This window comes from Roseateles sp. (assembly GCF_047654805.1).
Classification (GTDB): Bacteria; Pseudomonadota; Gammaproteobacteria; order Burkholderiales; family Burkholderiaceae_C; genus Pelomonas.
Map to the genome: position 1 here is coordinate 3,996,722 of NZ_JASGIV010000001.1, position 13,838 is coordinate 4,010,559.

General features: G+C 67.6%; 10 protein-coding genes and 1 tRNA gene. 3 read left to right on the forward strand and 8 right to left on the reverse strand.

All coding sequences use genetic code 11. The features are described 5' to 3' along the window. Positions 1–66 precede the first annotated feature (66 nt). Positions 67–996 (forward strand): octaprenyl diphosphate synthase, encoded by a 930-nt coding sequence (ispB, locus tag QM732_RS18125; RefSeq protein ID WP_415659410.1) that lies wholly within the window; start codon positions 67–69, stop codon positions 994–996. A gap of 21 nt (positions 997–1,017) precedes the next feature. Further along, positions 1,018–1,094 (forward strand) — tRNA-Pro (locus QM732_RS18130). Positions 1,095–1,455: 361 nt separating this feature from the next. Here QM732_RS18130 and QM732_RS18135 read toward each other — a convergent pair. The 8 genes from QM732_RS18135 to QM732_RS18170 all read right to left on the reverse strand — a co-directional run bounded on the left by QM732_RS18135 (position 1,456) and on the right by QM732_RS18170 (position 11,839). Continuing rightward, positions 1,456–2,766 (reverse strand): type II toxin-antitoxin system HipA family toxin, encoded by a 1,311-nt coding sequence (locus QM732_RS18135; RefSeq protein WP_415657495.1) that lies wholly within the window; start codon positions 2,764–2,766, stop codon positions 1,456–1,458. A 57-nt stretch (positions 2,767–2,823) separates the two neighbouring features. Continuing rightward, entirely contained in the window at positions 2,824–3,159 is a 336-nt protein-coding gene (locus tag QM732_RS18140; protein ID WP_415657496.1) for a helix-turn-helix domain-containing protein, read from the reverse strand. 425 nt (positions 3,160–3,584) lie between these two features. Further along, positions 3,585–3,830: a hypothetical protein gene (locus QM732_RS18145; RefSeq protein ID WP_415657497.1), complete on the reverse strand. Its 246-nt coding sequence runs from the start codon at positions 3,828–3,830 to the stop codon at positions 3,585–3,587. 47 nt (positions 3,831–3,877) lie between these two features. Further along, positions 3,878–4,690: a hypothetical protein gene (locus QM732_RS18150; protein ID WP_415657498.1), complete on the reverse strand. Its 813-nt coding sequence runs from the start codon at positions 4,688–4,690 to the stop codon at positions 3,878–3,880. Next, a complete protein-coding gene (locus tag QM732_RS18155; RefSeq protein ID WP_415657499.1) occupies positions 4,687–5,643 on the reverse strand; it encodes an NmrA family NAD(P)-binding protein in 957 nt (318 codons plus the stop codon). The genes QM732_RS18150 and QM732_RS18155 overlap by 4 nt, the downstream gene beginning before the upstream one ends. Beyond that, a complete protein-coding gene (locus QM732_RS18160; RefSeq protein WP_415657500.1) occupies positions 5,640–7,337 on the reverse strand; it encodes a hypothetical protein in 1,698 nt (565 codons plus the stop codon). Before QM732_RS18160 ends, QM732_RS18155 begins: the two co-directional genes overlap by 4 nt. A gap of 125 nt (positions 7,338–7,462) precedes the next feature. Then, entirely contained in the window at positions 7,463–10,129 is a 2,667-nt protein-coding gene (locus tag QM732_RS18165) for a LuxR C-terminal-related transcriptional regulator (RefSeq protein ID WP_415657501.1), read from the reverse strand. Positions 10,130–10,180: 51 nt separating this feature from the next. Beyond that, positions 10,181–11,839, reverse strand: a complete 1,659-nt coding sequence (locus tag QM732_RS18170) for a hypothetical protein (protein ID WP_415657502.1) — start codon at positions 11,837–11,839, stop codon at positions 10,181–10,183. Between the two features lie 329 nt (positions 11,840–12,168). On the opposite strand from QM732_RS18170, the gene pilB reads away from it, so the two are divergent. Further along, on the forward strand, positions 12,169–13,836 hold the full coding sequence (pilB, locus tag QM732_RS18175) for a type IV-A pilus assembly ATPase PilB (protein ID WP_415659411.1): 1,668 nt from the start codon (positions 12,169–12,171) through the stop codon (positions 13,834–13,836). Positions 13,837–13,838: the final 2 nt, after the last annotated feature.

The window sequence follows — 13,838 nt, forward strand, 5'->3', positions numbered from 1 at the left end:
GTGCGCGTCGAGACTGCCTCGCCCCCATCCCAAGTCGCCGAGGTCCTCGCCCTGCTTGCCGCCGAAATGGCGCAGGTTGACGCCGTCATCGCCAAGCGCCTCAGCTCCGACGTGGCGCTGATCGACCAGATCGCCCACTACATCGTCCATGCGGGCGGCAAGCGCATGCGGCCCAAGCTCGTGCTGCTGTTCGCCAACGCGCTGGGCTTTGATCAAGCTGCGCGCTTCGAGCTGGCGGCCGTCGTCGAGTTCATCCACACGGCCACGCTGCTGCATGACGATGTCGTCGACGAATCCTCGCTGCGCCGCGGCAAGCCGACTGCGAATGCATTGTTCGGCAACGCAGCCAGCGTGCTGGTGGGCGACTTCCTCTACTCGCGCGCCTTCCAGATGATGGTGTCGGTGGACCGCATGCGCGTACTGGAAGTGCTGGCCGAGGCGACCAACGTCATCGCCGAGGGCGAGGTCCTGCAGTTGATGAACATGCACGACCCGGACATCACCGTCGAGAGTTATCTGCGCGTGATCCGCTTCAAGACCGCCAAGCTCTTCGAAGCCAGTGCCCGGCTGGGCGCCGTGCTGGCCAAGGCCACGCCCGAGGTCGAGGAAGCCTGCGCGGCCTATGGCCGCGCGCTCGGCACGGCCTTCCAGCTCATCGACGATGTGCTGGACTACGAGGGTGACGCCCACGAACTCGGCAAGAACATCGGCGACGATCTGCGCGAGGGCAAGACGACGCTGCCGCTGCTGATCGCGATGGAGCGCGCCACGCCCGAACAGCGTGCACTGCTTCGCCACGCCATTGAGGAAGGCGAGCAGGAGAAACTGCAGGAGATCGTTGCCATCGTGCGCTCCACGGGCGCGCTGGAATCGACGCGCGAGGCAGCACGCACGGAGGCCCGGCATGCGGCCGACTGCCTCAAGCTGCTGCCTCCCAACAAGTGGACAGAATCTCTGCTAGAATTCGCAATTCAGTCGGTTGAGCGGCATTCCTGAAGCCGCATAGCAAGACGACATCGGGGTGTAGCTTAGCCTGGTAGAGCGCTACGTTCGGGACGTAGAGGCCGGAGGTTCGAATCCTCTCACCCCGACCAGAAATTTCCTTGAGAATCAACCGCTTACGAAAGTGGATTCCGAGTCTCAAGAACCACTGGTGGCAAATCAGTGGCAGAAGTGGTGTCCTCAGCGCAGCGACACACACCTTACTAAGACCGGGGACTAGACCTGACTCCATTAACTTCATGGAGTTGGCAATGTCCACCATCGAAAACCGGTCTCGTTTCACTGTCTCCGTCGCCAACCCTGGCGACCTCTTCAAGACCTCCCTCACGACAAGAAGCCAGATGCTGTGGCGTGCGCGCAGCAGCTTTGTGAGCAGACACCATCTTCAATCGTCTTTGATCGGCTTTGTTCGACGCCGCCAATGCCGGCTCAGCCGGGGCCGCTAGCTGTCCGCTAGAGGGCGTCTACCTCCTGCTCCCATCGCTTCAACTGCGCTCGGACTCCCTCGAACACAGCGTCTGCAGTTCGCGGAGGAAAGTCCGCCGGCAACCTTGCCTGTATCGCGGCTATCGCCGGCTCCACGCGCTGCGACAGCATCAACATGTCGTCCCATACATTCGCCACCCCCGACTTCTCGGCGGCACCACGCCAATGGCGCGCCTGGATGCCGTGAAGGTTGTAGTGCACGTTCTTGGACCGGATAGCCATTGCCAGTTTGGCTGCTCGCCATGGCACTTGATTGGCGGCGTTTCCGACGACCGGCCAGACGGAGATGACGTCATAGAGCGGGGTCATTCGGTACCGCCCGCCGGGAAGTAGAAAGATGGAGAAGTTCTTGGCATGCCCATCCGTAGCAGCCAAGAGCCAAAAAGCTAACTGCGTGCGCAGGAAGTTGGAGACGTCGGCCTGCGGCGCCTGGCCACCCAGCAGGACTTGGGTGCACCGCACCACGCTCGGTCCACCGTGGCTTTCGTACTTTGCCAAAGGTGGAAGTCCCAAGACCTGGCAGAAGTCTTCCTGCGGCAACCGGGCAATCCAGCGTTGCCCGTCAGTCGGCCTCGTCGCCCAAGCGCGGTCAAAGCGCTCGACCGCCAAGGTCAACTGCTCGCCAAATCGCACCATCTCGGTCTCGGCCACCGGAAGTCCGAGCTCGCGCAGGAACTGGGCGCAGAGCCATTCGTTTTGGACGGAGTGCATGAGGTCTAGCCGACGCCCGCCGACAAGCCCCAAAGGCAGTTTGACGATGTGCGTTGTTGGCGTGGCGCCAAGAGGTCTGCACCATTGGCCGTCCAGACGCAGCAGCGCCGTCTTCTCCTGCGCGCCTGCAAGGGAGACGCGAAAGTCTTCGACATCGTCTTCTCCGCCAATGCCAGAGGTGCTGACGACGCCGCGCAGATGCTGCTCGATGGCCGCATCGCTCATGGGCTCGAACTCGATACGGTCGAAGCCGTTAGGCGCGGTCTCGGGCGGCAGCAACTGGACGGCACCCACACAGTCGCGCCCTATCGCTTGCAGTAATTCGAAGGCGTCGATGGAGTTCGTCTTGAACCGCGCTGCAACGCGCTTGCGAATCTGTTCGCCGTCAGGCAGCAGGTTGTCGAAGTAGTTGGAGACGACGTCCCCCGATACAGTCCTGTCGGGCGTAATGGGCATCGACAAAGACAGAGGACGCACTCGAGGCGAGTTCAGCCAAGCTGCCTCGTAGGTGAAGCGATGGTTTCCTGTACGGCCGCGATGCCATACGCCCACGTGCTCGCCGTTCATCCATACCCAAAGTTTGCTTAGCTTGTCAGCCACGAAGAGCTCTCGCGCGCACGTTGCTCACCACTGCCCTTGGGGAGGGTCTGTTTGGTCGCGAGGCGGGTCCGCAGCCCCTGTATCGGTGAGCGGCGACGTCTTCCGTTTCCGAGGGTCGCTGGCTGCGACATCCATTGGCAGCGTGTGTGCGTCTCGCACGACCAGTTGAGCGTTGAGTACAGCAAGAACCTGAAGCAGTTGGTCGACGCTGACTGACCCAGGATTCGCTTCGATGTCCGCCACTCGCGACTGGCCGACGCCGAGGCGTTTGGCAAGGTCCGACTGAGTCAAACCTCGTGACTTGCGCAGTGAGCGCAAGTACTGTTTGACTTGGCTGGAGAGGGCAACGGGGTAATCCATGCCGTCAGCTTATCGGCTTTGGCCGATATCTGCAAAATATCTGACTTGGCAGATATTTTCAACATATCGCCTTTGGCAGATAACGAGAAGACATCTCCTTAGGCCGATACGCCCTCGGGTCTGCAGCACCGCACCACCTCTGGCCAGCAGGGGTCTCCTCTCATCGACAGGAGCATCTCCTTCGCAGACGTAGCAGCCTTCTTTCGCCTGACCCAGGCTCGACGTCGTCCAAGCCTACGTGGTCGAACCACGCGCCGCAGGTCGGGCTGCCCTCGCAGCAGCAGCGCTGGCCCGGCCATTCGCAGCAGGCAGTACTTGAGCCCGATCAGACCGAGACGGAGATCGAACCAACGAAGCCCTCGCAGTCTGCGAGGGCTCATCATTCTCGGCGCCAGCAAAGGCGATGAGCCTGCTGCGGCGGCCCGTCAGGGCGCCTTGCGCACCAGCGCCTCCAGCGCGCCGATGTCCAGTTGGCGCAGCACCTCGGCCATGGGCGCCTCGAACTCGCCGGTACCACGCACCGACACCATCAGCATCTGCGGTCGGCTCGGCTGCATCCGGTCCCACGGATAGTCGGGGTCCGGGCGCACCAAGGCCGGATAACGGTCGGCCAGGTAAACATCGTCCTGCAGGCCGTTCAGGCCCAGGCGTGCCTGGGCGGCGAGTTCCACTGCGCTCAACCGGCTGCGGTAGGCACGCAGCTTGTCGAGCTGGCGGCCTACGGGGTCGTCGTCCCCCCCCGGCTGCGGCGCCGTGCCGAGGCGGCCTCGATCGCGCGCGTCTCGGCCGCGAGGTTGGCGCGCAGCTCCTGCTCCAGCCGTGTGGCCTGGGCAGGGTCCACACGCCGCATGCCCTCCACCACGCGCTGGATCTGTGCCTCCCTTGCGGCCGGCGCCAGGGCAGCCTGCTGGCTGGCCTGGGCCGCCATGGCCTCGGCGTGGCGCCGCATCAGGTCGCGCTCCGTGAAGTCGAGATAGTCCGCGGTCGTCACGGGCACCCAGGGCAGGCGACCGTCCGCCGTGATGACCAGCATGTGCCCGTCGTAGAGCGGCCGGCCCTGCACCTGATCGGTCGGGAGGATCTCGCGCCAGGCAGACAGCTGCTCGTCGCGCAGCTCAGGCACGGCCGTGGCGAAGAAAGTCTCCGGCTGGTTGACCTGCACGACGATAGAGGCGCGCGGTTCCAGTCGGTCCGCACCCTTGACGAGATCGCAAGGGCCCAGCCACATGGACTCACGGTGGTCGCGAAGCAAGAAGTGGGCGCCGCGGGCCGGTAGCGTCCACTGGCCGGCGATCTGCCAGCTGCTGCGCAGGCGCGAACGCGGGAGCGCCTGCAGAGCCGGCTGGCGGTGCAACTGCGCGTTGAGCCGCTGCAGGGCCTGCTGCAGCGGTGCAACGCTGACATGGCTGCTGGACAGCCGGTCGGCCGTCTGCGGATGGGGTGCGTCGATCCAGCAATCGATCGCGGCTTGAGCGGGCAGCGTGAGCGCCATGCCGGCGAGCACTGCGGCGAGGGTGATGGCGACTCTCATGCCCGCTCCTTCGGTGCCCCAGCGAGATGGCGCAACACGTCGGCACGCGACTGAGCCCATTGAGCAAAGCCCAGCAATCCAGGGTGCAGCGCGCGAGCGACTTCGGGCGCGCGCGCGGCGCAATAGCCCGTCTCCTCGGCCTGCTGGTAGGCGAACATGCGCGCCATCTCCGAAGCGCCGGGGAACGGCTGGCGGCCAAAGGCCTCGGGTGTGATGGCCTCGTGGTAAACCGGCTCGCCCAGCATGCGCGACAGCACGTCGGCCATCTGCGGGCCGCTCAACTGCTCACCGGCCAGGCCGATGCGCTCGCCCACGACCGCCTCGCCCTGCACGAACAGCGCCGCGACACAGTTGCCGATGTCCTCGGCCGCAATGCCGCACAGCCGCGCGCCGCCGAGCGGCAACGGCCATAGCAGGCGGCCGTCCGCCTCGCGCTGCGGGTGCAGGCCGAGATGGATGAAGTTGTCCCAGTAGAACGAAGGCAGCAGATAGGTTGTCGGCAGCGCGCGGAACAGCGCGTCGGCCTGCCCCTTCGCATCCATCTGCGGCACGGCCCACTCCCCGGCACCGGGACCGGGACGCGTGTCCTCCTGGGTGGACCAGATTACATGCCGTACGCGTGCCAGCGCGGCCGCGCTGGCGATCTGCGCGGCCTGGCGCAGCTCGCGTTCGGGGCTGAAGTGCTCCCAGAAGTCGGTGACACCGAACACGCCGTAGGCGCCGTCAAGCGCGGCGCCCAACGTGCCGGGGCGGTCGAGATCGGCCTGCACGACCTCGGCGCCGGCCTGGGCCAGCGCGCGCGCAGCGCGGGCGCCGGGCTGGCGCGTCAGCGCACGCACCGCGAAGCGCCGCCAGGGGTCGCGCAGCAGTGCGCGGGCCAGCCCGCCGCCCTGCGCCCCGGTGGCACCGAATATGGCGATGACGGGGCGCCCATGGTGGACGGCGGCACTCATTGCGGACGCCCCAGCGACCAACTGCGCTCGCCCAGGCCGTCATCCGAACCCTCGATGCGACCGTTGGCTATGACACCCTCGGCGGACCAGACATGGCCGCCCTTGGTGGGTGTGCTGGAGCTGCCGCGCGGACAGGTGACGGAGAGTGAGGAATTCCAGACAGTGCTCAGCACCAGCGCATAGCGCGCCGGGCTGCTGGACTCGTCGACGACGAGCTGCCCGGTGGTGTCGGCCTGCGCCAGCGCGACCCGGGTGGGAGAGACCGCGTGCGTGCAGACAGGATCCGCCATCGAGTAGACGTGGCTGGCATTGCCGCTGGGGCGGTAGACGCGCCGTGTCGCGGTGCTCTGGGCGCCGTCAAGACTCCAGCGCGTGTCGAGCTGGAACTCGTGGCTGACCAGCAGGTCACCGACGAGGGCTTTCAGCGTGCCGACCCAGGCGTCCTCGGCGATGCGGATCCTGGCGCTCAGCACCAGGCGGCGCCCGTTGCTGCTGTTGACGCTCTGGAAGCGCAGCGTGACGGGGTTGGCGGCCGGAGCCTGCGCCGGCGCGGTGTAGACGACGCCAGCCCTGGGCTCGACGGCCAGCGTGCCAAAGCTGGCCGCGGGCGCCGTGCTGCCTTGCAGCGTCCATTGACGCTGAAAGCCGGCCTTGCTGTTCAGCACGGGCACCTGCACATCACGCACGATGGGCAGCGGCACGCACAGGTCGTCCTCGGGCGCCTCGCCACAGGAATCGCTTTGCATCACATAGATGCTGACCGGCACGAAGCGTTGGCTGCCGAGCACACGAACGGCCGTCGCAGCGGGCACCAGCTTGTGGGCCTTCACGCGCACGAACTCGCCCTTAACGCCAGGCACGGTCGCGGCTGCCGCCCGCGCCAACTGGGCGGACGCTCCCGACTGGGTGACCCAGAGAGCGGGAGGCACGCGGACCTGCAGCAGGCGCTGCGCCTCATCGTGGACAGCAAGCGGCAGCAGCCACCAGCTGCCGTCGGTCTGGCGCAGCGCGATGCGATCCTGCAGCACTTCGTCGACATCCTCGTCGGCACCGTAGCGCAGTGACAGCGTCAGCATGCGGGATGGGCGCTCGGGCAGGCTCAAGCTCATGCCCAGCCCATTGCCATCGGGCAGCGGATTGGTGATGGGCTGCAGCACCGCCGTACCGGACTGGCTCAGGCTGCCGGCGGGCAAGTCCAGCTGCACGCTGCCGTCCGCGATCCGGATGCGGCTGGTGGTGGGCGTGACGGGCAGCGCAACACCGTTGCCCACCGTCGCGGGCGCGGCCGTCATCAGCGCGGCCTCGGTGCCGGTGCGCGCGCTGGCCGTGGCCAGCACACGTCCATCAACGCTGCTGAGACGATAGGCATAGGTGGTATCTGCGCTCAGGCCGCCGTCCAGCCACAGGCCTGTGCCGCTGTCGACCTCGGCGACGAAGGTGTAGTCACCATTGTTCCCCTGGCGGCGCTCCAACCGCCACGCACTACCCGCACTGCCGCCGGTCCAGGTGACGGTGCTGTGCTGGGCCGAACCGGACTGCGCCGCCATGCTGGCGCTGGGGCCGGGTGGAGTGGGCGCAGTCGGTGGAGCAGGAGCGGCAGGGATCGCAGGCACGGCGGATTCGCCCCCACCGCCACAGCCGGCGAGGACGAGCAGAGCCGCGCACAGCGGCGCGAAGCGTCGAAGCAAGAACATCGGGACTCCAGGAAGATCGGTCGGTGCCAGCGGGTGGCGTTGACCGACATCTTCGGAACCTGCGGTCCGGCTGGCATCGCTCGGTGGAGCCATCGCGGGACCCGTCGCGGGCCACGGCCTGGCGCTCAGCGACGGTGCCAGTAGGCGGCGGCCTGCGTGCGGCTGTCGACGGCAAGCTTGGTCAGAATGTTGGCGACATGTCGCTTGACGGTGTGCAGACTCAGATCGAGCGCGCGTGCAATCAGCTTGTTGCTCTGGCCCTCGGCCAGCAGCGCCAGCACCTCGCACTCACGCTCCGACAGCAGGCCATCCGCCGGTGCAGGCCGGACTGGCATATCCGTCCCCTGCTGCCAGGCGGCCAGCCGCTGGCGCAGCGCCGCAAGGCTGGCGGCGGGTAGTTGCAGCCGGCCTTCGGTGGCCTGCCACAGCGTCCGCAGCCGGGCGGGTGGCTCCAGCAGCAGCACGCCCCAACCTTCGTCGCGGGCCGCGTCGACCAGCACTTCGTCCAGCCAGGCGGCGGCGGCGTCCGGGTCACCCTGGGCCGCACAGCATGCGGCCAAGCCAAGACGGGCGTCGCCAAGGAAGGCCAGCAGGCTGGCCTGGCGCTGCCGCTCAACTGCGCGCTCCAGATGCCCGCGCGCGGCGGCGAGGTCGTCGCAAAGCAGCGCGTGCAAGCCCTGTACGAGGGCAGCACCGGTATCGAGCACCGGCCACTCGCGAGCGGTGCGCGGCGCGGTCAGCTCCGGCAGCAACGCGGCGAGACCATCGACGTCGCCAGCCCGCCAGTGGATGCGGGCCTGCACGTGCAAGTAAGTGCGCCGCCAGCCGCTGCTGTGGCCGGCAGTCATCGTGTCCTGCACCTGATCCAGGGCGGCGATCGCCTCAGCGGTGCGCCCCTGCACTGCGAGATGCAGGCCGTTCAGGTGCTGGGCGCCTATGGTCAGCATCACGGCGCCCGGCAGGTGGCGCTGCAGCTGCAGCAGCGCCTGCAGCGCCTCGCGGGCTTGCCCGGGTTCGGCATGCCAGAAGTCAAGCCAGGCGCCAAGCGCGGGCACCTGGACTTCGGTTTCGCCGAGGCCGGGGCCGGGCGCGCGAGCCCGGCACAGCCGCTGCAGCCGCTCCATCACAGGGCGCGCGCCTGGCACGCCAATGAAGTGGCCGTAGCCCATGTCCACGATGTTGGGGTAGCGTGCCTCCGGCGCGAGAGTGGCGTTGTCGGCCATCGCGCTGAGGGAGCGCAACAGCGTGGCGGTGTCGCCCCTGGCCAGACCGTTCCAGGAGCCCAGCGAGTCGAAGGCCACCTGCAGCGCGGCGGGCAACCCGGCGCTTGCTGCGGATTGCAGGGCTTCCTGGCAGCGCTGCATGTCCCCCATCGCGTTGTGGCAAGCGCCCAGCATGCCCAGCGCAAGGAAACGGTCGTGACTCCGGTCGTCGCGCTCAAAGGCGTCATGACTGCGCTGGAATTCGTCGCGGGCACGCAGCCAGTCCCAGCGCGACCAGGCGCACAGGCCGCGCAGCAGGGCCACCTCAGCATGCTGCTCGCGCCAGTCGGGCGGCAACTGGTCGAGCCAGCGCTCCAAGCGCTGAGTGCCGCCGACGGCCAGCAGTCCGTCGGCGACACGGCGCAAGCCCGCCAGCGCCTCGGGCCAGCGCTCAGCGGCCAGCCAATGCGGCACGGCGCGTTCGGTGCGCGTCTCGGCGGCCGCAGCACGGGCATGCAACTCAGCCGCCAGGCCGGGCTGGCGGCGGTCCAGCTCGCCGCGCAGGAAGTCGCGGAACAGGTCGTGGAAGCGCAGCACCGGCACGGTCTCGTCCAGCGCGGTGATGAAAAGCTGGCGACCGTAGAGCCCGTCCAGCACGGCGGTCGCATCGGCACGGCCGGTGACGGCCTGGCACAGCGACGGGCTGAGCTCAGGCAGCACGCTGCTGTGCAGCACGAAGTCCTGCAGCGGAACGGGCAACCCGGCCAGTACCTCCTGGGCGAAGTAGTCGAACAGGTGGCGGTGGGCCGCAGGCCCGATCAGCAGCGGCGGTGCGCTGCCATCACCGCGGGCGCCACGGGCGCTGCCCAACATCAGCTGCAGCCCGGCGGCCCAGCCATGGGTGCGGGCCAGCGCAGCGCGTAGCGCGTCATCGGACATGGCCTCCAACCCGCGCAGCTGGCACAACGCCTGGGCGGCATCAAGGTCAAACTGCAGATCCTCGAAACCCAGCTCGACGAGCTCGCCACCGACCCGCCAGCGCGCCAGCGACAACGGCGGTGTCACGCGGCTGCCGATGAAGACGCAAAGCTCCGGGGGGGCACGCGAGAGCAGTGCATCCAGCAACTGCAGCGCTGCAGGGTCAGTCACGTGGTGCAGGTCGTCCAGCACCAGCGCGATGCGGGCTTCGGGACGCGCCCCCAAGGCGTCGATCAGCGGGCCCAGCGCTGTGCGCGCGGCGGGGCTGGCGTCCTGCAGTTGGGCCAGCACGGTGTCGGGCGGCACGGCCCAAGGAAGGTCCAGCGGCGCCAACGCGCCGAACAGCGCAGCGAAGAGGCGGTTGGTGTCGTTGTCTTCGGCGTCAAGCGATACCCAGACGACCTCGCCACCAGGTGCCGCGGCCAGCGCCGCAGAAAGCTGCATGAGCAACGTCGTCTTGCCGAAACCTGCCGGCGCCTGCACCAGCACCAGCCGGGCTTGTGCCGCCAGTGCCAGCGTGCGCGCGAGCAGCGCGGGGCGAGCCACCGCATCCCGCCGGGCACGCGGGATGCGGTATTTGCTGAGCGAGGCTGGCGTCGTCTGGATGTCCATGCGCGGTGGCGGAAGGCGGACAGATTCTAGGAAGCGCCGGCCTGCCCGACATCAGAGCCAGTGACGCATCAGAAGGATGTCGAGGTCGCCACTGCCGCTGGCCTCGCCGGCCTGCAACACGCGCATGGCGGGCACGCGCTCGTCGGGCTGCAAGGCCAACGCGCGGCCGGCATCAGTGCGATTGCCGGCGGCTACGGGTGTAATGCGCACGCCACCAGGACCGAAGCCTTCATCGCGGCTGCCGTCGGCGTTCAGGCGCAGCAGCACGGTGTCGGCGCTGGAACTGTTGCCGGTGTACACCCAGCCCCCCAGCAGCAGCCGGCCGTCGAACTGCCGCACCAGGGCGGTCGCCTCATCCCAGTTGCTGGCGCTGATGGCCGCCACGACGCGGCCGGCCGTGCCGAAGCCCGTGTCCAGGCGGCCGTCGGGCAGCAGGCGCACGACTGCGAAGTCATGGTCGCGGTGACCGGCCAGGATAAGCTCGTTGTCTTCGGTGACAACGACTCCGCGCGCCGCGCCGGTGACGCTGCCGAACAGGCCGCGCACGATGCCGGCCTTGCCGAAGCCGCCATCCAGCGTGCCATCGGCGCGGTAGGCCGCGGCGATGAAGTCGCCCTCGCCGCCGACCGCAACGACGCGCGCAACGCCGGCCACGGTCTGCTGGGCCAGCGCGTAGATCGTCTCGCGGGAGCTGTCGCTGCCGATGGCTGTCAGCACCTTGCCACCGTTGCCGAAGCTGGCGTCGAGGCTGCCATCGGGGTTGTAGCGTGCCAGCGCGAAGTCGCTGCCGTTGGCTCCTTGGTGGCTGTCGCCGCCGACCACGATCCTGCCGTCAGGAAGCAGCAAGAGGGCATAGGCCTTGTCGGTACCGTTGCCGAAGGAGGTCGTCACGCGGCCGTCGCGGCCGAAGCCCGTGTCCAGCATACCGTCGGGGAGGTAGCGGGCCAGCGCGAAGTCGTAGCCGGTGGCACCCTGATCGCTGCTGCCGGCGACGAGGATCTTGCCGTCGGGCTGCACCGCCACGGCCTGAGCCTCGTCACTGCGCCCGGCGTTGCCGAAGGCTGTGCTGACCTTGCCGCCTTTGCCGAAGCGGGAGTCCAGGCCGCCGTCGCGCAGGTAGCGCACGAGCATGAAATCGGTGCCCGTGGCAGTGCTGAAGACACCGAAACCGGCCACGACGAGCTTGCCATCCGCCTGCACTGCTACACCGCGCACGTAATCGTCCGTGAGACCACCAGGAGCCAGCAGACGGGCGCCGCCGAAGCTGGTGTCGACATCGCCGGCGGCGCCACGCAATGTGAAGGTCAGTGGCAGTGCAGCGCTTGTCACTCCGCCCCCCTTGCCCCTGACGGCCGCGCCCGTGGGCAGGGAGTGCGGTGCATCCGCGGCGGCCTGCAACATCAGCGTGCCCGTGTTGCTGCCCGACTCGACGCGCAGTGCCGCCGCCGTGGCGCCTGCGGGCAACCCCTCGACGAAGATCTGCACTCCTTCGTTGAAACCGGCCTCACGTTGCACGGTGACGGTCAGGGTCACCTGCCCGCCTGGTTGGGTGATGGCGTGGCTGCGATCCAGCGAGACGCTGAACCGCGGCTTGGGCGCTGCGACGGCGGTGGCACCTGCTCCGACACCGTGATCGGCCAATAAGGCCAGGGTGAGCAATACCAGGACAGGACGGAGCCAGGCGGCGAAGCGAGAGTGGGTGGTGGGCATGGGTGGTTGCGTGACGGACTGGCGCGCGGCGTTCCATCACGCCAGCACGGGAGCCGCGGCAGGTTAGCCAGCCGCCGCCATCGCGCCATCGGCCGGAAGAGCCATGGCCGGAACCCGGACGGGCCACGCCCCCCTGCAACGCATCCCCACGGCGCCGAGACCACCAACCCGCGACAAACTTCACGGTGCAAGGGGCGAGCCAGCCCCCCTCTTGGCGGGCCCATGACTGGCACAATCGACGGACTTCGCCCCTTCCGTCGCCGACGCAACTGCCTGTGGAAACCACGCTAGCCGAGCCGCTCCAGTCCGCCCTGTCGGGGGTCGCGCGCATGCTGGTGCACGCCGGCAAGCTGCAGGCAAAGGTCGCCGAGGATCTCGTCAAGCAGGCGCGCGAGAAGAAGACCAGCTTCGTCAACGCGGTGATCGCCAGCGGTCAGGTATCGCCGGCAGATCTGGCGCACACGATGTCGGGCGCGCTGGCGCTGCCGCTGCTGGACCTGGCGGCGATGGACCCGCAGCGCATGCCGCAGAACGTGCTCGACGCGAAGCTGATGCAGCAATATCAGGTCGTCGCGCTCTCCAGGCGCGGCAATCGCCTTCTGGTGGGTGGCGCCGATCCGACCGATCTCGAGGTCATCGAACGCATCAAGTTCGCCACGCAGCTGCAGCCCGAATGGGTCATCGTCGAGCACGACAAGCTGGCCAAACTGCTGAGCAGCGCCGGCGCCAGCGCGACCGAGACGCTGGAGTCCATGGCCGGTGGCGACTTCGATTTCGACATCGCCGAAGAGGAGACCACCCCGCAGCAGGAGTCGACCGAGCTGGCCGACGTCGAGGATGCACCTGTCGTGCGCTTCCTGCAGAAGATGCTGGTGGACGCAATCAACCTGCGCGCCTCCGACTTGCATTTCGAGCCCTACGAATTCCACTATCGAGTGCGCTTCCGCGTCGACGGCGAGCTCCGCGAGATCACGCAGCCGCCCATTGCCATCAAGGACAAGCTGTCCTCGCGCATCAAGGTCATCTCCCGGCTCGACATCGCCGAGCGCCGCGTGCCGCAAGACGGGCGCATGAAGCTGAAGTTCGGCGCCAAGTCCATTGACTTCCGCGTCAGCACACTGCCCACGCTGTTCGGCGAAAAGATCGTTATCCGTATCCTGGACTCGTCATCCGCCAAGCTGGGTATCGATGCGCTGGGCTACGAGAAGATCGAGAAGGAGCGCCTGCTCGCAGCGATCTACCGTCCTTACGGCATGGTCCTGGTGACGGGCCCGACCGGCTCAGGCAAGACGGTGTCGCTCTACACCTGCCTGAATATCCTGAACCAACCTGGCGTCAACATCTCCACCGTCGAAGATCCGGCCGAAATCAACCTACCCGGCATCAACCAGGTCAACGTCAACGACAAGGCGGGGCTGAACTTCTCGGCCGCACTGAAGTCCTTCCTGCGCCAGGATCCGGACATCATCATGGTCGGCGAAATCCGTGACCTGGAGACGGCCGACATCGCCATCAAGGCCGCGCAGACGGGCCACATGGTCATGTCCACGCTGCACACGAATGACGCGCCCAAGACGCTGACGCGGCTGCTGAACATGGGCGTAGCGCCATTCAACATCGCCTCCAGCGTGCTGCTCATCACCGCGCAGCGCCTGGTGCGGCGACTGTGCGAGAACTGCAAACAGCCGGCGGACTACCCTCGCGAGGCCTTGCTCAAGGCCGGCTTCGCCGAAGAGGACTTCGACGGCAGTTGGAAGCCCTACCGTGCCGTGGGCTGCAACAACTGCACGAATGGTTACCGCGGCCGCCTTGGCCTTTACCAAGTGATGCCGATCACCGAGCCCATCCAGCGCATCATCCTGGCCGAGGGAACGGCGATGGACATCGCCGAGCAGGCCAAGAAGGAAGGCGTGCGCGACCTGCGCCAGTCCGGCCTTGTGAAGGTGCGCGGCGGCGTCACGACGCTGGAAGAAGTGCTGTCCGCCACCAACGAATAACC